The sequence below is a fragment of the Achromobacter spanius genome (assembly GCF_002812705.1).
GTDB classification, from domain to species: Bacteria; Pseudomonadota; Gammaproteobacteria; order Burkholderiales; family Burkholderiaceae_B; genus Achromobacter; species Achromobacter spanius.
Window position 1 is genome coordinate 3,621,120 of record NZ_CP025030.1, and the last position, 22,710, is coordinate 3,643,829.

The following is a 22,710-nucleotide window of genomic DNA, read 5'->3' on the forward strand; positions in this document are numbered from 1 at the left end:
ATCACGCCTCACGCAAACGATCTTCCCAGCTTTTCACCCGGGGCTCATCGTCGAACCAGTATTCTCGTAACAGCGGTAGGATTTCCGACACGATAACGTCGTCGTACCATTCGGGAGTCGCGCCAGCTTCGCTAATGCCAGTGCAGTAGTAGCTGTGCCCAACGCAGAAGCCCGGTCCTAGGTTGAGTCGGTCATTCGCGATCTCTTCGTTGAGCGCTACCATGGCGCGCACGATGCGCGCGGCCAGCTCGTCTGAGGCGCCACGCTGCTTAATGAAAGCGTCAAATTGCGGTGTACCGAAGCCGGGGCCGACATCCACAAAGGCAAAGCGGCGCCGTAGGGCGTAATCGACCATGGCCAGCGAACGGTCGGCCGTGTTCATTAACCCGAGAATGTGCACGTTCTGCGGCACGTAGAACTTTTCCTCGTCCTTGTCAGCATAAGCTAGCGGAACCGCCCACTCCGGCCCGCGTTTGTCACTCTCAATCAACATCATCAGCTCACCAAACACCTTGCTGAGGTTGCTGCGATTGATTTCGTCGATTATGAAGACGAAATCTTCCTTGCTCTTTCTAGCTTCCTCGCAAAATTCATGGAAGGGCCCATTGCGACGATTAAATCCGACACCGCTCGGGCGAAAACCTTGCACAAAGTCCTCGTAAGCATACGACTGGTGAAACTGAACCATCTGAACCCGTTCGGGAGACTGACTGGCCATCAAGGCGTAGGCCAGGCGACGAGCGAAGAAGGTCTTTCCCACACCGGGCGGGCCTTGCAGAATGAGATTCTTCTTGGCACGCAGACGCTCGACGATTCGGCTGAAATCTGCACGATCAATGAATAAGCCGTCGACTGCTTCATCGAGGGTATAGGAGATTTCAGCACCCAACTCGTCGGCGTAGTTTGCCCGTGGTTGGTTAACCATCGTCGAATCCGCACCCAAGTCCTCCGGGCGCGTAATGGTCGGCCGGTGCCATTGATCGCGCAGGGGTGCGACGTAATAGTCCAAAGACTGTCCTGCATATTCAGTTTCGAGGCGACGCCGAATAGCTTGCAGGGTACGATCAAGCTGTATGGGGTTCTGTGCGCGGATCTCCGAAGCGGGCAACTGGGAGAACACGCTCGCTATCAACTTGCGATCCCCTTGCCCGAAGATGCGTTCGAAGCTATCCGGGAACAGCAGGAACAGCAGCATGTGCCGAAACTGACGTGCCGCACTGTCCGGTACTGACTGCAGCCACTCGGCAAAGGCCCAACCGTTGGACAGCAGTTCCTTGCGCTTGTCTACGGGTAGTGACTTGAACTGGCGCACGAAGTTAATCGTGAAGACCATCTCCCGCCAACGGTAGTTGTTATAGCCAGGACCTCCGCTGCCGATTCCAGCAAGCTCGTCATCAGAGAGAAATAGCCTTGCCGTATCTGGCATGGCTTCGTCCGACCAGCGCCAGATTGCGCTGATGATTTCGCGCTTCTTCGCCGCGCTGGTATTGCTGGGACAGAGCAGCATCACCCACATCATTTCCGCAGCCAGCTGCTTTACCTCCGGTCCTGTGGGAGTGAGCTGTTCGCGGAGTTTTTCAATAAAGTTCCCGCCGTTGGGATCTAGGTTTTCGACGAAGTACTTATTCAACGCGTCGAGTCCGACTTGGGTCCACAGCGGTTTCTCGCCGAATACCGAGCCATCACCGATTAACGCCCGGTCACGCCAACGCTCGGCTGCCTGCAGAATGGGGGCAGTTTTCGTTTCACCGCAGTACCGACTCATGTTTTCTCCTGGATGGATCAAGGCGGTGGCATACAGGAGCCGGGCCGCAGATGAGACATCGTTCGCGTTTGTTCATTCCCACGGCACCATTGTGCGGTCGGTGTCGAGCGACATTTTGTTACGCATTATCTGATACACGGAGGCCAGCGGCAAGGAAGTTAGGATCGGCAATGTCCCAAGTGCAGCTCGACCGCATCCACTTCGGCGACAAGAGGGAATTGCTGGCGGCGGTGGTTGAACAGATCGACGCCAACCTGGACCAGCGTCTGCAAGCCATCTCCGATAGCGCCTCGGACCCATGGGAAGGCTTTCGCAGCCGCTGCCGCGCGTATCTGGAGATGGCGCTGGAGGCGGAAATCCAGCGCATCGTGCTGCGCGACGCCAGGGCGGTGCTGGGGGGCGCTTCACCGACATCGCAACGGCATTGCATAGCGTCGATGCAGGGCCTGATCAACAACCTGATCCAACAAGGCGTGGTGGCCGAGGCCGATCCGCAGGCATTGGCATCGTTGATCTACGGCAGCCTGGCCGAAGCGGCGTTCTGGATTGCGGACGGTGAGGACGGCAATGCGCGCCTGGCGCAAGGGGGTGTCGCGCTGGACCTGTTGCTGCGTGGGTTGTTGGTGCAGCGATAGCCTTGCTGGCGTTGTGAATTCCTGGCCGAATTTACATCGCGGCGTTCGCGAACCCACGCAAAAGCTCTTCTGTTGAGACAGATCGCCGCGAATCATGAGACATTCGCGGCGATCTTGCGGGACGTAAGTAGACCCGCCGTACCCCAAGGCATTACGGGCTAGGCAAGCTCGAAAGTGGATGCACGCCCACTGCTTGCATTCTCTTTAACGCGTTCAGTGATGCGCTCTTGCACGAGTCGGGCGATTTCTTCCTTCTCCGCTGGCGTCATCGCCTCATACTCTTCCTTTGAGATGCCTAGCGACCGCAGCGTCATCTCAAAAAAGCGCTCTTCGGTGGACATGCTCACAAAATCGTGCAGCTCCTGTTCAGCGGCAGACAGGGGGGCAGGGGGCTTGCCCGTCTTGAATCGGTCCATGCTGCGCTGCGTTTCTTCCAGCGTTTCAGCGAACGACGCATTGGACCCGCTGGCTCGGCCTTGTTTGGCCAATGAGGCGCCAAGGCCCATGGTCGACAGTTCAACTCTGTTCATGGCTGTACCTATTCTTCCGATTGACTAGCAGAACATTGAACGACATTCGGCATCGGCCCAATACGCCGAACTCGGCATTTTTTTCAACTCACCTGTCCGATTAAGCGGTCGTTCGCGCGCGAGGTGGGCACGGGCGTCGAAGGTGTTGAAACGGCGGGACACGCCGCCGCGCTACGGCTGTTCCAGTGGCCACACTTCAACCACGCCATGCGCAACGGCGCAGGGGGTTCGAGACACCAGGTCTATCGCCTCGGCCAAATCCGCGGCTTCGATGATGGCAAAGCCGGCCACCGGCAAGGCTGACCGCATATAGGCTTCGTTCGTCGTTTCAACGCGAACCGCCTCGGTATTGCGCACCTGGACCGGGGCGCCCGCGATGCCCATCAATACTCCCTTATCCCGAAGTTCCTGGTCATGCGCGTGAGCCGCGTTTCTGACGCTGAGCGGCGTGCGGTCATAGCCCGCTTGGTCTCCATACCCGATGGCAATGAACTTTGGCATGAATCGTCTCCTGACGTTAATCCCTATTGGGGTTATTCCGTGTCGGGATTTTCTTGAATAGGTGGGGTGATTTCGGGTAAATAGCTGGGCAGTCGGCTGAATGGGGACACAGACAACAAAATAAAGCCGTGGCTTCCCCTAAATTCTCGTGTTCGTCCGCCGATAACAGGGGTAGTCGGCGCACGGTTTTGTTCCCGGCCAGGCAAGTTCCATTGCGTGGAATTTACAGGCCTGCCTGCAGAAGCATTGCGGCGGCTGACTGATCGGGCTGACAGCTTGGCAACATCCCCATGATCGCTTTGCGCGGGTAGGGGTGTAGGGGAACGTCCGATTGACTCTCCTGGCCAGCAATAAACCTTTGTACTCCAGACCGTACCTACGCCAAGAACAACCCTCCCACCCGAGACATTGCCCATGCGTACCCCCTCTGCCGCCCGCAAGCTGAAGCTGAGCCCTGGCTATCTTGCCCTTGCCGCGGCGACCTGCATGCCCCTGGCTGTAACCCCGTCATTTGCGGGCAGCCTGCTTGTGGGCAGTGGTGGTAACGGTGGCGTGACGTCGGCGGATTCGTTCGCCGGCGGCAGCGGCGGAGGCGGGGGTATTGGCGGGGGCGGCGGCGGTGGCAAGAGTGGATTCAGTGGCGGCGCCGGCGGCGGACTGGCGCGTGGGGGCGACGGGATTTTGGGAATCAACTCGCCCGGCGGCAGCAGCGGCGGTGCCGGTGGCTCATCCGGTATCTTGGGCGGGCTGGCTGGTGTTGGCGGCGGTGGTGGCGCGGGTGGCCCAACCGGCACCGCAGGCGGCGGCGGTAGCGGTGGTGGCGCGCTGGGCGCTGGCGGCGGCGTGGGCAATGGCGGCGCAGGCGGCGATGGCGGCGGCATTGTCGGGCTTGACGGAACGCCTTTCGCGGGTACATCAGGCCAAGGCGCCCAAGCGGCGGCTTCCGGCACCATCAGCACGCCGGCAAGCTACGACTACGTGGGCATTGGCGGGGGTGGCGGCGGCGCCAGCCATGGCGGCGCGGCGGGTGGCGACGGCGTGGCAGGCAACCTGACCGTCAACAATAATGCGAGCTTGACGGTGAATCGCTCCTTACTGGTGGGTGGGGCGGGCGGAGGCAGCAGCGCGACGGCTGGTGGTGGACGCGGCGGAAACGGAACGCTGACCCTGACGACGGGCGCCACGCTTTCCGTCGCTGACAGGCTTCAGATCGGCGGCACCGGTGGTGGTGCGGTCACCTACACGGCCGGCGGCCAGGGCGGCAACGGCACGGTGACCGTGGACGGGAATTCCACCCTGTCGTTCGGCAGCGGGTCGCGGCTGGTGGTCGGCGGCGGAACGGGCGGCGGAGCCGGCGTGTTGAACCTGGGCCCGGGTACGGCGGACTTCGCGGGCGGTGGCACGTTCACCATCAACACGAATGGCACGCTGAATATTGGACTCGATGTTCCCCAAGCACGGATGGGCGGCAAGATTGCCAACCTGTCTATCTTGGTCAACAACGGCAGGATCAATTTTTATCAGGCCGACGCCGCCCTCTACACGCTGGACGCGAGCATCACGGGTTCTGGTGGAGTGGAGGTCAATAGCTTGGGCACCACGGTGCTTGCTGGCAACAACACGTACACGGGCGGAACGACGGTATCCGGGGGCACGCTGCAAATAGGTAAGGGCGGCACCACGGGCTCAATCAGCGGCAATATCGTCAATAACTCGGCGGTCGTCTTCAACAGAAGCGACACCGTCGACTACGCCGGCAACATCAGCGGCACCGGCTCGTTGAACAACATCGGCGCGGGCCTGTTGCGGCTGTCGGGTGCCAGTACGGCGACGGGAGAGATCATTGTTTCCAACGGTGGCATGGAGTTGACGGGCGCCGCGGCGCGGTTGGGAAGTGTGACGTCCGATGTATACATCGGGGCGGGCGCCGCTGCGCAATTGACCGTGAGCAACGGCGCACAATTGACGTCCCATGACGTGCGAGTCGGTTCCTCTTCTTATGCCGGTACCGCAACCGTGACGGGACCAGATTCGACGTGGTCGGCCAACTACCTTGAGATCGGGGGAGCCGCGGGCGCGACCGGCACGTTGCAAGTCATGAATGGCGCTCAGGTATCCGCAGCGAAGAGCTTCGTCGGCACTGTTGACAACGGGACCGCCCTGGTCTCCGGCGCAAATTCGCGATGGGACAGCCAATTCGGGGTGATCCTCGGCAGCGGATCAGGCGGGACGGGCTCGGTGGTCGTGGACGGGGGCGCCACATTGAGCGCCCAGCAGGTAGAGATCGCCGGTATGGGCGGATCTGCGGAAATCAACGGTTCGGATGCGACCGGCCGAGGCGTTCTGCAGACCGCGTACGTTGACAGACATGCCGGCACCCCGCTAAGCACCGTCGACTTCAATGGCGGTGTGCTGCGGGCGACAACCTCGGAAGCCCGGCTCTTCCGGGGCTTCATCGCCGGCGAAATCACGCTGGGCGCGGGCGGCATGTATCTGGATTCCAACAGCTTCGACGTCGGCATCGACTCGGTGCTGGACGGCACCGGCCGGCTGAGCAAAACCGGCGTGGGCACACTGACGCTTTCCGGCGCCAACACGTATACAGGCGGCACCGCCGTGCAGGCCGGTACCTTGATGGCGGGCGCGTCGCAGGTGCTGGGCACCGGCTCGGTGGATGTCAGCGCCGGCGCCACGCTGAATCTCAACGGCTATGGGCAGTCGTTGACCGCGCTGTCGGGTGCGGGCGATGTGCGGCTGGGCAGCGCCACGCTGACGCTGGGCAGCGGCAACACCAGCACCACGTTCTCGGGCGCGGTCAACGGAACTGGCGGCTTGATCAAGCAGGGCAGCGGCGCGCTTACCTTGTCAGGGGTCAACACCTACACGGGCGCCACGCAGATCGACGCCGGTTCCTTGGTGGTCAACGGGTCCATCGCCGGGTCAGCCGTGACCGTGGGCAGCGGCGCGCGCTTGGGCGGCAGCGGCACCGTGGGCGCGACCACGGTGGCGTCCGGCGGCGTCCTGGCGCCGGGTAATTCGCTGGGCAGCCTGCGGGTGGCCGGCAACTTCACGCTGGCCGCCGGCGCAACGCTGGACTACGAGCTGGGCGCGCCCGGCACGGGGGCGTCGGCGCCCGGCGCCAGCGACCACATGCAGGTCGACGGTGATGTGCAACTGGACGGAACGCTTGCACTGAGCGACCCGGCAAGCACGGCTGGATTGGGCTACTACCGCTTGATCAGTTATGGCGGGCAACTGTTGGGCAGCGGCTTGCAGACGGGCGCCATTCCGGCCTCGCTCGCCGCTTACGACGTGCGTCTGGTGTCGGAAGTGGCGGGCCATCTTGACCTGCGAGTTGGCCTCACGGGCAGCAATCTTCTACAGACCTGGGCAGGCGGCAACGGAACGTGGACCTCCGCCGCCACCAATTGGTTGAACGACGGCGGCACCATCCCTGAAGCGTGGGCGGGCAATCACGCCGTGTTCCTGACGACCGGCGGCGGCACGGTAAGCGTGCAAGGCACGCAGTCGTTCGCCGGCTTGCAGTTCGTGGCCGACGGCTATCGCCTGAACGGTCCCGGCACGCTGGAAACGCGCGCGGCTGGCAGCGAGCTTCGCGTTCTGGGCGGCGCGACCGCCGTGATCGATACGGTGATCTCCGGCGCGGGCGGCATCAACAAGACGCAGGGCGGCACGCTGGTGCTCAACGGCGCCAACACCTACGCAGGCGGCACCACGGTATCCGCGGGTGTGCTGTCGGTGTCCAACGACGCCAATCTGGGCGCAGCCGGCACCGATGTGACGCTGAACGGCGGCGCACTGCGTATCGCCAGCGCCGCCTACCAAGGCACCGGGCGCAACCTGATGCTGGGCGCCGCGGGCGGCGCGCTTGACCTGTCGAATGACTTCGCCTTGCAAGGCGCGGTATCGGGTGGGGGGGCGTTCAACAAGACGGGGGCGGGCGTGCTGACGCTGGCCTCGGACAGCAGCGCCTACACGGGTGCGGCCACGGTGTCGGCCGGTGGACTGACGCTGACCGAGAGCGCGCGCCTGGGCGGATCCTTGCATGTCGCGTCGGGCGCCACGCTGGCCGGCAGCGGCACTTTGGGGTCAGCCACCCTTCTGGCGGGCGCCGTGCATGCGCCGGGCGGCGACGGCATCGGCACCCAGGCGTTCACCGGTGACTACGTCAACCACGGCACGCTGCGCATCAACGCCACGCCCACCACGCATGACAGCGTGGTGGTGGCGGGCGGCGTCGACATCACGGGAGCCACCCTGGACCTGCGCCTGTCGCCCGTGGATGCGCCGGCCTGGAGCACCACGACCGGCCCCTACACCTTGATTTCCAAGCAGAGCGCCGGCGCGGTCGCGGGCGGGTTCGCCACGGTGAACAATCCGCTGCTGTTCCTGGATGCCTCGGTCAATACGGCAGGCGGTGACGGCAACGACGTGACCCTGACGCTGGCCCGTAACGAACGCAGCCTGGCAAGCGCCGCGCAAACGCCCAACCAGCGCGCCGTGGCGATGGCCATCGACAGCCTGCCGCAAAGCCATGAGGTCTGGCGCAGCGTCATGCTGAGCAGCGATGCCAGCCAGTTGCTGCAAGCCCTGAACCAGTTGTCCGGCGACACGCACGCTGGCGTAGCGTCTGGTTTGATGAGTGCCACGCCGTTCACCACGCAGGCCGGATTGGCCCGCTTGCGCACCAACCTGTCGGCGCCAATGCTGTCGGGCGGGTTCAGCGCGCAGGCTGGCATGTCGGATGCGCCCCCGTCAGCCGCGATGCTGCCTCGGTCCGGCGCCTCGCCGCTGTGGGCGCAGGTAATCGGAGACCGTCAACGCCTGCGCGGCGACGGTAACGCGCAGGGCGCGGATCAAAGCAGCACCGGCGTCGTGGTGGGCGGGGATGTCGGCGTCGGGCAGGGGTGGCGTGTCGGCGGCGCCTTCGGCTACACGGATGCGCGCTTGAGCCCCGACCAGCGCTCGGCCACTGCCAAGACGCAGAGCTACACCGCAACGATCTACGGCGGCAAGTCCTTCGCCACGGGCGCGGGCGCTGTGAACGTTCTGGCGGGCGCGGCCTATAGCTGGCACGACATCGACACGCAACGCCAGATTCGCTACGGCAGCCTGGACCAGACCCTGAAAGCGAACTACAGCGGCAACACCACGCAGTTGTTCGCCGAAGCGGGATATTCCCTGGCGGTGGCGCCCACCGTCACGCTTGAGCCCTTTGTCGGCCTGTCGTGGAGCCAACTGCGCATGCGCGGCTTCTCTGAATCGGGCGGATCCGCGGCCCTGTCCGGCCGCGCCCAGACGCAGGACACCACCAGCACGCTGGCGGGTCTGCGCGGCCAGTGGTCACCGGCTCGATCCGCCATCGTGTTGCGCGGCATGCTTGGCTGGCGCCACGCGTATGGCAGCCTGCAGCCGACGCAGACGCTGGCTTTCGACCAGGGGGCTTCGTTTTCCGTGGCGGGCGCGCCCATCGCGCGGGACGCGGCCCGCATCGAACTGGGCGCCGACCTTGTCGCGGTGCGCAACATGACGGCGGGCGTGAGCTACGGCGGCGAATTCGGGGGTGGAAACCGTCAACACACGGGGTCGGTGGACGTGCGCTGGAAGTTCTGACGCGTTCAGCAATGGGAGTCGGAGGACGGTTCGCAGCTTACTGATCAGCCGTCAAACGTAAACTCCAGCACCTCGTCGCCGGCGTCATTGAAGGTGCCTGTGGACCGCCATCCCAGGTGCCGGTAAAACCCATAGGACCGCACCGCCGGATCCGTGGCGCAACCCAAGAACACACGCGCAAATCCGCGCGTGCGTAGCGCCTCAACCACCATGCCCAAGAGCGTCTTGCCCACTCCCAGGCCTTCATAGGCGGGCAGCAAGGCCAGCACGACGATCTCGCCGGTATCCCGGTGCGCGAAGCAATAGCCCGCCAGCACATCGCCGTCCATCGCGACCATGCCGGGGTATAGGCCGGCGTCGATCCCCGCCGCCCAGGTTTCGCGCGTGATGCCGGCGGCGGCGAGTTCTGCTTCGGTGACCGCGTTTTCGCGGGTCTGGGTCCGCAGCGTGATGCACGCGGCGGCGTCGTCGGCAATGGCGGATCGGTAGGTGATGGGCATGGCACGTACCCTATCAGATGTCGTCCTGTTATCTACGGGCGCAAGCGAAGATTTAGCCTTCCCAATCGAAGCGTTCAGCGTCCTCGTCGTGACGCCGGGCGTCCCATTCGTACCGATCGGCGAGCCCGTCGAGTGCCTTGGCGGTATGCGGATGTTCGAAACCGATTGCTCTGGACCATGCGCGATACCGCGCCGAAAGCGCCCGTTCCTGGTCTCCACCGTCTCGCGGCATACGGGTTGTCACACCACGGCGGTTACTCTTGCCGATTTGAAAGCCGTTAAGCATTGATTTGTTGCGGAAGAGGTCAAGTACGTCACGCACGGGTTCGGCAGGCCAGTTGCTGTCGGTGCCCATTGGCGAGGCGGACAGAATTTTTCCTATGTACTCGTCAGCGATGACCTCACGTCCAACGGCTTTGGCTAGCGTTCGCGCCTCTTTGATCCAGGCTTCGAGAACCTGCACATCTATCGTTTCATCTTCTCGTGTTCCTGGCAGACGATCCCAAAGCGAGAGCAAGCGGTAGGCTTGGCTCGCGAGTGCTCGAGCTTGGTCTGGATCTTCGGGCTCGACGTCACTTACTTCACTCTCTTCGCTCGGTCGGAACACGGCGCTTAGCATTTCGATGAATAGTGATGGCTGTTCTGACAGAGCGCGGAGCAGCGCCTTTGCTGGTCGACCAGAGCGCTCCAGAAGGCGCAGGTAGTTCCATTCCAGCACCACCAACACATTGCGCTCAACGTCCTCCCGTGTGTCGAGCGCGTTTAGCGCTTCGGCAACATAGTACTGAAACATCGTAGCTTCGTTGTTGTCGCCGTTATCCTCGAATGGCTGGCGCGCGGCCTCTTTCAGAACTTCGATCAGCAATTCTGTTGGTACCTCCGCCCGGTCCCGGCTATGTGCGAGCGGTAGAGCGTGCCGGGCGCGATCAGCATCGATGAGGTGTCGGATTGCGTACGACCGGTCTTTGTTGCCGTCGCTCATCCAGTGCACGGGCGTTCTGCGCCAATAACTGGTCTCGATCGCACCACCGATCTCGGCGACTTGCTCCCAGGTCCAGCGCGCAAACGGCAGCGCTCCCAGGATGGTGAGTAGCGCTGTGTCGCCCCAGGCGCGCGTCCTGGCCTTGGCGACTAGCTCCGCGCCCCATGGTTCCTTACGGTCCTGGAACGCCGAAATGATCAGGCCATGCGCGAAGTCACACTGTCGCGTGTCTTCACTCCGAACAGCTGCGTCAATTAGGGCATCCGTGTCAGTTGCCGGAAAACCAGCGTCATAGACCGCCTTGCCAAGTACCCCCGGCGCTTCGCTTAGATGGGCAAGAGCTAGCACTTCAGCAACACCTCCGAGGCTAAATACCTTTTTGGCGGCCTCAATCCGGGCCACTTCAACATCGCGCTGATGAGCTTCCCACCCCTCTCCCGACGGGCTCGGCAACGCAACGCCATTCTCAAATAGCCAGGCTACTTGTTCTAGAGGACTTTCCGGAGCGAAGCGATCGTAGATTGTGTCCAGCCTATCCAACACAGGATCTTTCAGTCGCCACTCAGCATCCGGATATTCTCGATGGTGATGCAAGACTTGCCTCAACTTATCCCAGATGAGATGGCGGTCTTCCTTTGCGTTCATGTGTACTTCGGCGGCCTCAAGTGCGTCTAGAACGGCCTCTGGGTGGGGACCCAGGTCGTTAATTCGGTCGAGCAGCGTCACCCATCGTGCGGAATCAAGGCCCACGTCTTCCAGCAGCCGCTGGCTGACCGCGGTAGCACCACGCCCGATTAGCGGCCAGGTGATTGCCTCGACTTTTTTGACCGAGAAGTCGCGCCACCTGGGCATCGGTGAGGGGGTTGAACTGTCTTGACCTCTAGGGAGGATGCCTAGCATTAGCTTCCAAGCCGCATTGGACTCTCTCTTTCGGATGAGGTCGAGTGTGCGAAGCCGTTCGTCAAGTGTGGCGTAAGTCTGAGGACTCCACAGTAGGAATAGCTCGCGCAAGCTATTTGCAGGACCATTCGAATAGCGTCGTGGCTTGACGTCGAGCGTATCCATTCGGGCGAGGGCGAGAGCCACGCGTGGTAGCCAATCTGGCGACCAGGCGAGGGTTTCCATAGCCCACATTAGATCTGACAGATGTTCGGCGCCAAAAACGCCGTCTTCGTCATGGACGAAGAGGGCGCAGATCGGTGGGTCAGGCTGGTCTAGGCTGTCCTCGACCGCCGACAGGAATGCAGCTGGCGATGCCTCTGCCAGAAGTCGAAAGTCTCGGGATAAGGACCACCAACGATGACGATCGGCGCCGTCCAGCAGTTTGGTGACAATAGCGTCGGCGCGGCGTGCGGCGTCTGGTACGGTGCGTACCTGGTCGCCCCACAGTGCCAAGAGAATGAGCACTTGGCCGATGCCGTGTCGGATTAACCGCGAGTAGTCACGATTGATGCCATTTACAGACGCCATCCAGCGTTCGGTGGGATCCATGTCGAAACGCGGATCGGCCGCTCCGAGAACTGCATGGGCGGCGGCCTCAAATCTATCGATGTCAAGGGCCGTGAGGTGGTGAGCGAATAGGACCCAAGCGTCGGACGGCGATGCCACGCGCCACGTTGCGCCAACCTTCTGCAACGGACTGTCGAAGTGGCCGATATACGGCGTCAGTGCGGCAATCACATGATCGTAGGGTGCGTCGGCGAGCTCAGAGAGTCTAGCTTTATCGGCCTGGACGCTCTCGTCCCAGCCTCCGGCCAGGAGCGCCGCCATGAGCGCGCGCGGGGGCTCATGGGCCCATTTCGGCAATCGACCGCGAGCTCCTGGAATTAGTCGTCGGAGGATAGCGAGATTACGGGCGCAGTCGCGAGCAAGCGCCTCTGCTCGGGGTTCAACTAAGCCCGCTGCTTGCAAGGCACGGGCAATCCCATCTCGAGATGGGCGCGCGAGCATGCGTATTTCACCTCCGGATATGTGGCCCTCATCGTAGATCTGCAGCACAAAGTGCCCCCTCTGGGCGAGGTTCTGCGCTAGGCCGGGAGCCGGCTCGGTCAGAATCAGGATAAGCGGCCCTGGAGTGTTTGCCAGGGCCCGCGCGGCCGCTGCGGTTGTTACCAAGCAACGAGCACGGTAGGCCGCTCCAAGGTCGTCCGGGAGTTCGTTGAGCGTGGCATGGAAGAACGCAACTACCTCTTCGGATGATGTGGCTTGCAAGGATAGGACCGAGGGTTCAGCGCGAAGCCAGCGTAGTACCTCGGCGGCATCTTGGTCGCGGTCGCTTAGCACAAGGTCTTCGGTTAGCGGCCACTGGGTGGCGCGCGACCACTCTTCCCACGCCTCGTCGAGCTCTTGCGTTCCTGCGGGGCGCTTATCTAGGCGGGTTGCGAGCCATAGACCGACTGCAGGGGTCTGCTCAATCCAATGGACAAGATCGTCGGCATCGTAGACGCGGACCTCGCGCCAAGGGCCTTCAGCCATCCGAGCTTTGGCCCATTCGTCTTTTTGGGGCCACCGGTGGAGAGTCACGAAAATGCAGGCCGACGACACGGGGTCGAGGGGGGCTGGCTTGTCCGTGCGCTTTCGGTAGTCGTTGGTGATTTTCAGGCCCACGTCCTTGCGCTGGGCGCTGAGCTCCCACCCGGCTTTACCTTGCGGAACATACTCGCTACCGATTTCAGCGTTGGTTAGTCCGTCCCAACCTGGATGACGCACACCGCCGTCTGCGGGGAAGCGCAGATGTGCTGTGCTGCCATGTGTGGCTCGAACCAGGAAGGCTACTAAAGTGGGAAGGTTTACCGGCCCATCAGTCCGTTGGGCCCACATGGCCAGATCGTCGGCGTTGACCCAGCGCACTGGGGTCCCAGGTCGAATAGACGGTTGCATCATCGGCACGGCCGGACCAATCACCGCACCGGTCGGTAGGAAGCGGATGCCTGCGTTCTCCAGGGCGCTACGGATGGCTTGCGCGTTGTTTGCGACAGGGGTGCGTGAGCCGCGCTCGAAATCTGCAACGGTTGACGTTGCAACCTTTGCAGCTTTGGCAAGATCCTGCTGCGACCATGCCAGCAATGCGCGCGCCGCGCGTACATGCTTAGGAGTAAGTTCAGGCGATGAAAGGGATTTGCTCATGGTCATATGAAATATATGACATCAGTTTAAAAAAGCAAACTGTTTTTTTTTGTCGGCAAAAATATTCTATGTGCCTACAATCGAACACATCATGTCCGAATATCCCATTTCTAATCGCGAACGAGTCCTTCAGCTAGTGAGGGACAGAGGAATCGCGCGCGCGCGTGACCTTACGGCTGCGGGCATTCCCCTCGCATATCTAAAACGCCTGACCGACAGTGGCGACCTTATCCGTTTGGGTCGCGGTCTCTACCAAACACCGGATCGCGTCGGCGAAGATGCCGCCCATGATCTCGCCGAGGCGGCCCGCCGAGTGCCTAAGGGAGTCATTAGCCTGATCAGTGCTCTTCGCTGGCACGAAGTGACGACGCAACTGCCGAATGCCGTCTGGATGACCATTCCCCACAAGTCCCGTGTACCTAAGTCAACCGGTCTGAGACTAGAAATTGTGCGCGCCACGGGCGAGACCCTGACCGCCGGCGTCGAATACGTCGACGTGGAAGGGGTGGCTGTGCCCGTTTACTGCGTTGCCAAGACGGTGGCAGATTGTTTCAAGCATCGGCGTCATGTAGGTGAGGATGTGGCTATCGAAGCCCTGCGTGACGCCCTGCATCAGCGCAAGGCTACCCCTAGTGACCTTATGAAATTTGCTGCGATTAACCGGGTCGCCGGTCTAATGGCACCGTATATCAGGGCGATGCAATGATAGTGATGAATCCCGCCTTCTCGATACGTGCAAGGCTGCTCACCCATGCCAAACGACACGGGGACGACTTTCAGCGGGTGCTGACTCGTTACGCCATTGAGCGACTGCTGTTCCGCCTTAGTCAGACGAAGGTGGGAGAACATTACGTGCTGAAGGGTGCAATGTTGTTCGTGACTTGGCCCAGATACGTCTTCCGCCCGACCGGCGATCTGGATCTATTGGGGCAGGGAAATTCAGAACCTGCGGCTCTCGTGGAACTCTTCACTCGCATCTGCCAGGTCGAATGCGTCGCCGACGGTATTGTTTTTGATGCGGCCATGGTGAGGGTCGAGGCGGTTCGCGAAGCCGACAAGTACCACGGATCTCGCATTAGCCTCGCCGCAGACTTGGCGGGGGCAAGGATCCCAGTCCAGATTGACGTCGGTTTCGGTGACCGAGTCTATCCGGAACCGAAGCGCGAAATATTTCCGAGCTTAGTGCCTGACGTCCCGCATGCCAGCATTTTGATGTATCCACCCGAGACGGTAGTCGCCGAGAAATTTGAGGCGATGATCAGGTTCGGCGAAACCAATACCCGAATTAAGGACTATTACGACGTATGGGTCACCACTAGGATCTTTCCGTTCGATATGGCCAATGTAGTCGAGGCCGTCGGTGGAACTCTTCGGCGCCGCGAGACGGCTATTCCGACGGAAATGCCGATGGGGCTTACCAGTACGTTTGCCGCGATTGTTGATGAACGTGGTCTGTGGTCGGGTTTTCTACGTCGGACCTCCCCAACTCTAACGCCGCCGTCGTTTCCAGACCTTCAATCCGAATTGCGAAGTTTTTTCCGCTTAGTTATTGAGGGCCTCAATATGTCCGAAGGTGCTCGAGGAGTGTGGGACACGGACGGTAGAGTTTGGCGGAACCGTTAGAACCCTCCACGGTTTGACCTGACTCGTCCGGTGTCGTCGTGGCTACCGATCGACCGGCAGCTTCGCCCCTTTGAAAGGCAGGCGTCGCGCACAACATACATGGTGCTACGTTGACTGGGCGCGATGCGGCCTTTTGAGCACGGTCCTCTACTGTCAGTGTTTTCCCGATAGAACAACCCTCCCAGCCATTTGTTCCATTGACGGTACATTAGGACACCCCTAGAGTTTCCGGCATGGGAACCACACTGCCTCTGCCGAAGTACCACCAGATCTACCTTGTGCTGCGCGAGCAGTTGCAAGAGGGCCGTTTCGACCAGGACGGCTTGCCGGGCGAGCACGCACTGGCCGATCAGTTCGATGTGGCGCGCATCACCATCCGCAAGGCAATGGAAATGCTGGTGGCCGATGGGCTGGTGTCGCGGCGTCCGGGGCTAGGAACCTGGCCATTGCGCGGGGCGTCCCGCACGCAGGCCGCGCCCGCGGCCAACGCGTCGCAGAAAGCGCATCTGACCGGGCTGCTTGAGAACATCGTCAACATGGGCCTGCGCACCTCTGTGCAGGTGCTGGACAGCGCGCTGGTGTCCGCGCCGCCCACGGTGGCCGAGTCGCTGGGCATTCCGGTGGGCACGCCGGTCCACAAGAGCCTGCGCGTGCGCAGCACCGAGGCCGGGCCGCTGTCGCACATCACCACCTACGTGCCGCAGGCCGTGGCCGATTTCACGCGCGAAGACCTGGAACGCGAACCCTTGCTGATGCTGCTGGAAGCGGCGGGCGTGGAGTTCGGCGGCGCCACGCAAACCATTTCGGCTCGCCTGGCCGATGCACAGGTCGCGCGCCATCTGGATGTGTCGGTGGGGTCGGCGCTGCTGGCTGTGACCCGCGTCGTGCGCGACGTGAACGACCGCCCCGTGCAGCTCTTGCAGGGCCTGTACCGGCCCGACCGCTACCAATACCAATTGCAGTTGTCGCGCGTCGGCAGCATCGACGCCAAAGTCTGGGTCAGCGAAGAGCTGTCGGCCCAATTTCATTGAACCCTTCGGAGATCACCCATGAATTCGCGCCGCACTTTTCTCTATCGATCCGCCGCCGCCACGGCGCTGCTATCCGCGCCCTGGGTGGCGCGCGCGCAAGGCGCCACGCCCGTGAAGGTGGGCGTGCTGCATCCGGTGACGGGGGCCTTGGCGTATTCGGGCCAGCAATGCCGGCTGGGTGCGCTGCTGGCCATTGAAGACATCAACAAGGCGGGCGGCATCAAATCCTTGGGCGGCGCGCCCTTGTCGGCGGTGTTGGGCGACGCGCAGTCGCGGCCCGAGGCGGGCTCGGCGGAAGTGGAAAAGATGAACGAGGCGGGCGTGTCGGCCATTGTCGGCGCGTATGCGTCGGCGATCTGCCTGGCCACCACGCAGACCGCGGCCAAGTACAACCTGCCGCATGTGGTGGACGTGGGCGTGGCCGATCAGATTGTGGAGCGCGGCCTGAAGAACACCTTCCGTTTCGGCCCGGGTTACCGCGCCTGTAGCGAACGCGCCATTGCCGACCTGGTGGCCTTGAACGATGCCGCCGGCAAGCCGGCCAAGACCGTGATGATCGTGCACGAAGACTCCTTGTTCGGCACCGGCACGGCGGCGTTGCTGTCGAAGTCGCTGCCGCAGCATGGCTTCGAGGTGAAGGAAGTGGTGAAGCACCCGAACCCCACGCGCGACTTCAACAACATCGTGCTGCGCATGCGGTCCGTGAACCCGGACATCGTCATCCCGGCCAACTACTACAACGAATACGCGCTGCTGCTGCGCGCCATGAAGCAGCAGAAGGTGCAGCCCAAGGCGATTTACTCGGTGCTGGGCGGCGCGGCGTCCAGCTACAAGTTCCTGAAGGAATTTCCGGACATCGCCAACGGCATCATCGACTGCAACCACTGGTTCAACCCCAAGGATGCGCGCGTGGCGCCGTTGAAGGCCCGGGTGGAAGAGAAGGGCGCGTATTTCAGCTACGAGGTCTTCATGACCTACGTTGCGGTGCAGTTGCTGGCCGACGCCATCGAACGCGCCAAGTCCGCTGACCGCGCCGCCATCACTGAGGCGCTGGCGTCCAGCACCTTCCACGACAACCTCATGCCCTATGGTCCGACCAAGTTCGTCAACGGCCAGAACACGGGCGCGCAGCCGCTTCTGACGCAAGTCATCGGCGGCGACATCAAGGTGATCATCCCGGCGGAATACCGCCAGGCCGACGCCATTTTTCCGTTGAAGGCCTGAGCGCGCAGCATGCTGGATCCCGCCATCCTCTTTTCATCGGTGCTCAACGGCCTGACGACCGGCGCGGTGTACGCGCTGATCGCCCTGGGGCTGACCCTGATCTACGGGGTGCTGCACATCATCAACTTTGCCCACGGCGCCGCGCTGATGGTGGCGCTGTACGCCGTCTACCTGCTGAAAGACCGGCTGGGCATCGACCCCTACGCGGCGCTGCCCCTGGTGGTGGCGGGCATGTTCGCGCTGGGCTATGCGTTGCAGCGCTTCGTGATCAACCGCGCCAGCCATGGCAAGGACGAGAACATTCTGCTGGTGACGCTGGGCCTGGCCATCGTGCTGGAAAACCTGGCGCTGGTGTGGTTCAAGTCGGACACGCGCAGCATCGACACCGCCTACACGCTCAGCACGGTCGAGATCGGCCCCGCCATGATCGCGCTACCCAAGGTCATCGCCTTCTTTGGCGCGTTGGCCGTGGCGGCGGTGCTGTTCTGGATTATCCGCAGCACCGACCTGGGCCGCGCCATACGCGCGGTGGCCCGCGAAAAGCAGGGCGCCAAGCTGATGGGCATTGATGTTGAAAAGGTCTATGCGCTGTCGTTCGGCATCGGCATGGCCTGCCTGGGCGCGGCGGCCTGCTTCCTCTTGCCCGCCTACTACGTCAACCCGCAGGTGGGCAGCGGCTTTGTGCTGGTGGCCTTCACCATCGTGGTGCTGGGCGGCATGGGCAGCTTTGTGGGAGCGCTGGTGGGCGGCTTGCTGATTGGCGTGGTGGAGTCCATCGGGGGCCTGTTTCTGGGTGACTCGCTGGGCCAGATGGGCATTTTTGCGATCTTCATCGCGGTGCTGCTGTTTCGCCCGCAGGGGCTGTTCGGGGCGAGGGGCTGAGCATGAACCGGGATCTTATTTCCATTGCGTTGTTCGGGGTGGCGTTGGCCGTGCTGTCGACGTTCGCGCAGTCGGGCGTGTTGCTGACGTTCGTGATGATGTCGCTGTACGCGGCGCTGCTGTCGCAGGCCTGGAACATTCTGGGTGGCTATGGCGGCCAGTTGTCGTTCGGCCACGCGCTGTTCTTTGGCGTGGGCGCTTATGCGCAGGCGCTGGGTCAGCTTAGCCTGGGCATCAATCCCTGGCTGGCGCTGCCGATGGCGATAGCGCTGGGCGCGCTGACGGGCCTGGCCGTGGGCGGGCTGACGTTCCGCTACGGGCTCAAGGGGTCGTACTTTGCGCTGGTGACGCTGGCCTTTGCCGAGGTGTTTCGCATCCTGGCCTTGTCGGCGCCCTTCACGGGCGGCGGGGTGGGGCTGATGGTGCCGCTGCAAGAGGGCGCGGCCAACATGCAGTTCGTGTCGCGCCGGGGTTATATCTATCTGCTGCTGGCGTTCGTGGTGCTGGCGCTGGCCGTCACGGCCTGGCTGCGACATTCGCGCTTTGGCGCGTACCTGCAAGCGGTGCGCGACAACGAGGACGCGGCGCGCGCCATCGGTGTGAATCCGCTGCGCGTGAAGCTGGGCGGCATAGCGTTGTCGGCGGCGTTCATGAGCGCGGCGGGCGCCTTCTACGTGCAGGTGTTCCAGTACATAGACCCAGGCATCGCCTTTGGCTCGGCCGTGTCGGTGGAAGCCCTGGTGGGCGCCATCGTGGGCGGCATGGGCACGCTGTGGGGGCCGGTGCTGGGCGCGGTGGCGCTGCATGGCCTGGCCGACCTGACGCGCAACCTGTTCGGCGAACTGCCCGGCATCAGCATGGTGATCTACGGCGTGGTGCTGATTCTGATCGTGATGTTCCTGCCGCGTGGCATCAGCGGCAGCGGCCAGTCGCTGCGTGGGCTGTTTGGCAAGGAGCGCGCCCGTGTCTGAGATCCTGCTGCAAGCCCGCAATCTGTCTATTTCCTTTGGTGGCCTGAAGGCGGTTCAGGACGTGAACCTGGCCGTGCCGCAAGGCTCGCTGACCGCGTTGGTCGGCCCCAACGGCGCCGGCAAGACCACGCTGTTCGCGCTGCTGTCCGGCTTTCTGAAACCCGGCGCCGGCTCGGTGCATTTTGCCGGGCAGGACATCACGGGGCGCGCCCCGCATGAGTCCGCGCAACTGGGCCTGACCCGCACCTTTCAGATCGTGCAGCCCTTTGGCGCGCAAACGGTGCGCCAGAACATCGCGGTGGGCGCGCACCTGCGCCTGCGCGACCGGCGCGCCGCCCTGGCCGAGGCCGAAGCGGTGGCCGCGCGCGTCAACCTGCAAGGCGTGCTGGACAAACCCGCCGCCGACCTGACGGTGGCGGGGCGCAAGCGGCTGGAACTGGCGCGCGCGCTGGCCACGCGTCCGCGCCTGCTGCTGCTGGACGAGGTGCTGGCCGGCCTGAATCCGAGTGAGATAGACGAGATGATTCCGGTGGTGAAAAAGCTGGTGGACGATGGCGTTACCGTGCTGATGATCGAACACGTCATGCGCGCGGTGATGAGCCTTGCCGAACACGTATGGGTGCTGGCGCAGGGGCGCTTGATTGCGTCGGGCACGCCCGGCGAAGTGACGCGCGACCCAACGGTGGTGGAAGCCTATCTGGGGCACGGCGCGGCGGCACGGCTGGCCGCGCAAGGGGCGCCGGCATGAGCGCGCTGCTGGAAGTCTCGGGCTTGAAGGCGGGCTACGGGCGCATGGAAGTGCTGCGCGGCGTGGACCTGACGGTGGGCGAAGGCGAGATCGTCGTGCTGCTGGGCAGCAACGGCGCCGGCAAGTCCACCTTGAACAACACCGTCTGCGGGCTGTGCAAGCCCTGGGGCGGAGCGGTGCGCTTTGAAGGGCAGGACCTGACCGGGCGGCATTACCGCGACGTGGTCAAGGCCGGCCTGATCCAGGTGCCCGAAGGCCGCCGCATCTTTCCGAACCTTAGCGTGCGCGAAAACCTGGAGCTGGGCTCGTTTACCCGGGCGCGCGAGCACCGCGCGGCCAATCTGGATCGCGTGCTGGATATCTTTCCGCGCCTGCGCGAACGGCTGGCGCAACTGGCCGGCACCATGTCGGGCGGCGAACAGCAGATGCTGGCAATCGGGCGCGGCCTGATGGCCGAGCCTCGGCTGCTGATCCTGGATGAACCGTCGCTGGGGCTGTCGCCCTTGATGGTGGAAGAACTGTTCGGCCTGATCCAGCGCCTGCACGCCGATGGGCTGGCGATTCTGCTGGTTGAGCAGAACGTGGGCCAGTCGCTGGAAACGGGTCAGCGCGCCTACGTGATGGAAAACGGCGCGATCCGCTATAGCGGGCCGTGCGCGCAGCTGATGGCCAGCGACGACGTGCGCCGCGCTTATCTGGGGATGTAGCGATGCCTGATGCTCAAGCCCTCCCGCCCCAACGTCCGCCGCAAACCCTGGCCCAGAAGCTGATCGCCGCCGCCTGTGGGCGCGCCTCGGTCGAGCAGGGCGAGATCGTGACCTGTGCCGTGGACCTGGCGATGTTCCATGATTCCAGCGGCCCCCGGCGCTTGCAGCCCATGCTGCAAGAATTGGGCGCATCGCTGTGGGATCCGAAAAAGATCGTGCTGGTCATCGACCACTACGTGCCCGAATCCGATGATGAATCGCGCCGCATCGTGCGCATCGCGCGCGACTGGGCGGCGGGTCAGCAACTGCCCAACGTGTACGACTCGGTCGGCATCTGCCACGTGGTCGTGCCGCAGCATGGCCATATTCGCCCCGGTATGTTCTGCGTGGGCGGAGATTCGCATTCGCCCACGGGCGGCGCGTTCGGCGCGTACATGTTCGGCATCGGCAGCACCGAAATGCTGGGCGTGGCCGTCACCGGCAAGATCTGGGTCAAGGTGCCGCAGACGCTGATGATGCGCTGGAACGGCCGGTTGGCAGCCGGCGTGACCGCCAAGGACATGATGCTGCACATGATCGGCCGCTACGGCATGAACGGTGGGCGCTACCAGGCCGTGGAATTCTGCGGCGAGGCCGTGCGCGCGCTACCCATGCAGGAACGCATGACCTTGTCGAACATGAGCGCCGAGCTGGGCTCGCAGGTGGGCTTGATTGCGCCTGACGAAACCACTGCCGCCTACCTGCGCGCGGCGGGCGTGACCGACACGTTGGACCTGGCCCGCTGGCAAAGCGATGCGGACGCCGAGGCCGAATGGCACGATTTCGACGCCGCCTCGTTGGCGCCGCAAGTGGCCGCGCCTCACAGCCCGGCGAATGCGCGCGACGTGGACCAGTACCGCGACGTGCCGGTGCAAGTGGCTTACATCGGCGCCTGCACCGGCGCCAAGCTGGAGGACCTGCGCGCGGCGGCCAGCGTATTGCGCGGGCGCCGCTTGGCGCCGGGCGTGCGCCTGATGGTGGCGCCGGCCAGCCGCCTGGACCAGCAGCAGGCAGAACAGGAAGGGGTGATGCAGGTGCTGCAAGACGCCGGTGCCCAGGTGCTGGCCACGTCTTGCGGCGCCTGTGCCGGCTATGGCGGATCCATCCCCGACGGCGCCAGCGTCATCTCCACCACGGCGCGCAACTTCAAGGGCCGTATGGGGTCCGAGACGGCGCAGGTTTATCTGGCGTCGCCCTACACGGTGGCGGCGTCGGCCGTGGCCGGCCGCATCGCAGACCCGCGCGAGGTGATGGCATGACGGACCGGATCGCAACAACCCCCATCGCCACCGAAGCCACCGCAACACCTGGCACATCCACGCATCGCGTCTGGCGCGTGGGGGCCGACATCGACACCGACGCGCTGGCGCCTGGCGCCTACATGAAGTTCGGCATCGACGAGATTGCGCGGCACTGCCTGCAACGGGTCCGCCCGGAATTCGCGGGGCAGGTGCAGCCGGGCGACGTCCTGGTGGCCGGCCCGAATTTCGGCATCGGCTCGTCGCGCGAGCAGGCGGCGTCGGCCCTGGTGCACCTGGGCGTGGCCGCCGTGATCGCGCCATCCTTCAACGGCCTGTACTTTCGCAACGCCTTCAACGTCGGCCTGCTGCTCCTGACCTGCGCGCAGGCGGACGTGCTGGCGGAAGGCGAGCGCATCACCCTGGACCCCGAGTCTGGTCGCATCGGCCGCGCGGCCGGCGCCGACCCGTCTGAACTGCATTGCGAAACCGTACCCGCCTTCCTGATGGACATGGTGCGGGCCGGCGGACTGCTGAATCTGCTGAAACAGCGTCAAACCTCTTAGGAAGAACA

At 63.4% G+C, this 22,710-nt stretch carries 17 protein-coding genes; 12 read left to right on the forward strand and 5 right to left on the reverse strand.

The features are described from left to right. Position 1: 1 nt before the first annotated feature. Positions 2-1,765 carry an AAA family ATPase gene (locus CVS48_RS16455; RefSeq protein WP_100855368.1) on the reverse strand — a complete coding sequence of 588 codons (1,764 nt, stop codon included), beginning with the start codon at positions 1,763-1,765 and terminating at the stop codon, positions 2-4. Positions 1,766-1,935: 170 nt separating this feature from the next. On the opposite strand from CVS48_RS16455, the gene CVS48_RS16460 reads away from it, so the two are divergent. Beyond that, positions 1,936-2,400, forward strand: coding sequence for a TetR/AcrR family transcriptional regulator (locus tag CVS48_RS16460; protein WP_242001249.1), 465 nt, complete (start codon positions 1,936-1,938; stop codon positions 2,398-2,400). 158 nt (positions 2,401-2,558) lie between these two features. On the opposite strand, the gene CVS48_RS16465 is transcribed toward CVS48_RS16460, so the two are convergent. Both CVS48_RS16465 and CVS48_RS16470 read right to left on the reverse strand, forming a co-directional pair. Then, positions 2,559-2,930 (reverse strand): hypothetical protein, encoded by a 372-nt coding sequence (locus CVS48_RS16465; protein WP_126376154.1) that lies wholly within the window; start codon positions 2,928-2,930, stop codon positions 2,559-2,561. A 171-nt stretch (positions 2,931-3,101) separates the two neighbouring features. Next, positions 3,102-3,431, reverse strand: a complete 330-nt coding sequence (locus CVS48_RS16470) for a YciI family protein (protein ID WP_100855370.1) — start codon at positions 3,429-3,431, stop codon at positions 3,102-3,104. 414 nt (positions 3,432-3,845) lie between these two features. On the opposite strand from CVS48_RS16470, the gene CVS48_RS16475 reads away from it, so the two are divergent. Then, positions 3,846-9,065, forward strand: coding sequence for an autotransporter outer membrane beta-barrel domain-containing protein (locus CVS48_RS16475; protein WP_126376151.1), 5,220 nt, complete (start codon positions 3,846-3,848; stop codon positions 9,063-9,065). A 44-nt stretch (positions 9,066-9,109) separates the two neighbouring features. Here CVS48_RS16475 and CVS48_RS16480 read toward each other — a convergent pair whose 3' ends face one another. Further along, positions 9,110-9,565, reverse strand: coding sequence for a GNAT family N-acetyltransferase (locus CVS48_RS16480; RefSeq protein WP_100855372.1), 456 nt, complete (start codon positions 9,563-9,565; stop codon positions 9,110-9,112). A gap of 52 nt (positions 9,566-9,617) precedes the next feature. Beyond that, the gene (locus tag CVS48_RS16485) at positions 9,618-13,673 is read right to left on the reverse strand and encodes a helix-turn-helix domain-containing protein (RefSeq protein ID WP_100855373.1); all 4,056 of its coding nucleotides are present in this window, start codon (positions 13,671-13,673) and stop codon (positions 9,618-9,620) included. Positions 13,674-13,764: 91 nt separating this feature from the next. Here CVS48_RS16485 and CVS48_RS16490 point away from each other — a divergent pair, with 91 nt between their 5' ends. The 10 genes from CVS48_RS16490 (at position 13,765) to CVS48_RS16535 (ending at position 22,702) form a co-directional block, all read left to right on the forward strand. Further along, entirely contained in the window at positions 13,765-14,379 is a 615-nt protein-coding gene (locus CVS48_RS16490; RefSeq protein ID WP_100855374.1) for a type IV toxin-antitoxin system AbiEi family antitoxin domain-containing protein, read from the forward strand. A 5-nt stretch (positions 14,380-14,384) separates the two neighbouring features. Beyond that, a complete protein-coding gene (locus CVS48_RS16495; protein ID WP_157814471.1) occupies positions 14,385-15,296 on the forward strand; it encodes a nucleotidyl transferase AbiEii/AbiGii toxin family protein in 912 nt (303 codons plus the stop codon). 233 nt (positions 15,297-15,529) lie between these two features. After that, positions 15,530-16,327: a GntR family transcriptional regulator gene (locus CVS48_RS16500; RefSeq protein WP_100855376.1), complete on the forward strand. Its 798-nt coding sequence runs from the start codon at positions 15,530-15,532 to the stop codon at positions 16,325-16,327. An 18-nt stretch (positions 16,328-16,345) separates the two neighbouring features. After that, positions 16,346-17,551: an ABC transporter substrate-binding protein gene (locus CVS48_RS16505; RefSeq protein ID WP_100855377.1), complete on the forward strand. Its 1,206-nt coding sequence runs from the start codon at positions 16,346-16,348 to the stop codon at positions 17,549-17,551. A gap of 9 nt (positions 17,552-17,560) precedes the next feature. Then, positions 17,561-18,433: a branched-chain amino acid ABC transporter permease gene (locus CVS48_RS16510; RefSeq protein ID WP_100855378.1), complete on the forward strand. Its 873-nt coding sequence runs from the start codon at positions 17,561-17,563 to the stop codon at positions 18,431-18,433. 2 nt (positions 18,434-18,435) lie between these two features. Further along, entirely contained in the window at positions 18,436-19,404 is a 969-nt protein-coding gene (locus CVS48_RS16515) for a branched-chain amino acid ABC transporter permease (protein WP_100855379.1), read from the forward strand. Then, positions 19,397-20,152, forward strand: a complete 756-nt coding sequence (locus CVS48_RS16520) for an ABC transporter ATP-binding protein (RefSeq protein ID WP_100855380.1) — start codon at positions 19,397-19,399, stop codon at positions 20,150-20,152. Before CVS48_RS16515 ends, CVS48_RS16520 begins: the two co-directional genes overlap by 8 nt. Next, entirely contained in the window at positions 20,149-20,859 is a 711-nt protein-coding gene (locus CVS48_RS16525; RefSeq protein ID WP_100855381.1) for an ABC transporter ATP-binding protein, read from the forward strand. The genes CVS48_RS16520 and CVS48_RS16525 overlap by 4 nt, the downstream gene beginning before the upstream one ends. Positions 20,860-20,861: 2 nt before the next feature. Continuing rightward, positions 20,862-22,157, forward strand: a complete 1,296-nt coding sequence (locus tag CVS48_RS16530; protein ID WP_100855382.1) for a 3-isopropylmalate dehydratase large subunit — start codon at positions 20,862-20,864, stop codon at positions 22,155-22,157. Then, positions 22,154-22,702, forward strand: coding sequence for a LeuD/DmdB family oxidoreductase small subunit (locus tag CVS48_RS16535; protein WP_100855383.1), 549 nt, complete (start codon positions 22,154-22,156; stop codon positions 22,700-22,702). Before CVS48_RS16530 ends, CVS48_RS16535 begins: the two co-directional genes overlap by 4 nt. Positions 22,703-22,710 lie beyond the last annotated feature (8 nt).

Excerpts from the sequence above, each read along its gene's own strand:
- CVS48_RS16470 (WP_100855370.1), bottom strand. The coding sequence starts at position 3,431 with ATGCCAAAGTTCATTGCCATCGGGTATGGAGACCAAGCGGGCTATGAC.
- CVS48_RS16515 (WP_100855379.1), top strand. The coding sequence starts at position 18,436 with ATGAACCGGGATCTTATTTCCATTGCGTTGTTCGGGGTGGCGTTGGCC.
- CVS48_RS16525 (WP_100855381.1), top strand. The coding sequence starts at position 20,149 with ATGAGCGCGCTGCTGGAAGTCTCGGGCTTGAAGGCGGGCTACGGGCGC.
- CVS48_RS16510 (WP_100855378.1), top strand. The coding sequence starts at position 17,561 with ATGCTGGATCCCGCCATCCTCTTTTCATCGGTGCTCAACGGCCTGACG.
- CVS48_RS16460 (WP_242001249.1), top strand. The coding sequence starts at position 1,936 with ATGTCCCAAGTGCAGCTCGACCGCATCCACTTCGGCGACAAGAGGGAA.
- CVS48_RS16455 (WP_100855368.1), bottom strand. The coding sequence starts at position 1,765 with ATGAGTCGGTACTGCGGTGAAACGAAAACTGCCCCCATTCTGCAGGCA.
- CVS48_RS16500 (WP_100855376.1), top strand. The coding sequence starts at position 15,530 with ATGGGAACCACACTGCCTCTGCCGAAGTACCACCAGATCTACCTTGTG.
- CVS48_RS16505 (WP_100855377.1), top strand. The coding sequence starts at position 16,346 with ATGAATTCGCGCCGCACTTTTCTCTATCGATCCGCCGCCGCCACGGCG.
- CVS48_RS16475 (WP_126376151.1), top strand. The coding sequence starts at position 3,846 with ATGCGTACCCCCTCTGCCGCCCGCAAGCTGAAGCTGAGCCCTGGCTAT.
- CVS48_RS16535 (WP_100855383.1), top strand. The coding sequence starts at position 22,154 with ATGACGGACCGGATCGCAACAACCCCCATCGCCACCGAAGCCACCGCA.
- CVS48_RS16480 (WP_100855372.1), bottom strand. The coding sequence starts at position 9,565 with ATGCCCATCACCTACCGATCCGCCATTGCCGACGACGCCGCCGCGTGC.
- CVS48_RS16530 (WP_100855382.1), top strand. The coding sequence starts at position 20,862 with ATGCCTGATGCTCAAGCCCTCCCGCCCCAACGTCCGCCGCAAACCCTG.
- CVS48_RS16465 (WP_126376154.1), bottom strand. The coding sequence starts at position 2,930 with ATGAACAGAGTTGAACTGTCGACCATGGGCCTTGGCGCCTCATTGGCC.
- CVS48_RS16495 (WP_157814471.1), top strand. The coding sequence starts at position 14,385 with ATGAATCCCGCCTTCTCGATACGTGCAAGGCTGCTCACCCATGCCAAA.
- CVS48_RS16485 (WP_100855373.1), bottom strand. The coding sequence starts at position 13,673 with ATGAGCAAATCCCTTTCATCGCCTGAACTTACTCCTAAGCATGTACGC.
- CVS48_RS16490 (WP_100855374.1), top strand. The coding sequence starts at position 13,765 with ATGTCCGAATATCCCATTTCTAATCGCGAACGAGTCCTTCAGCTAGTG.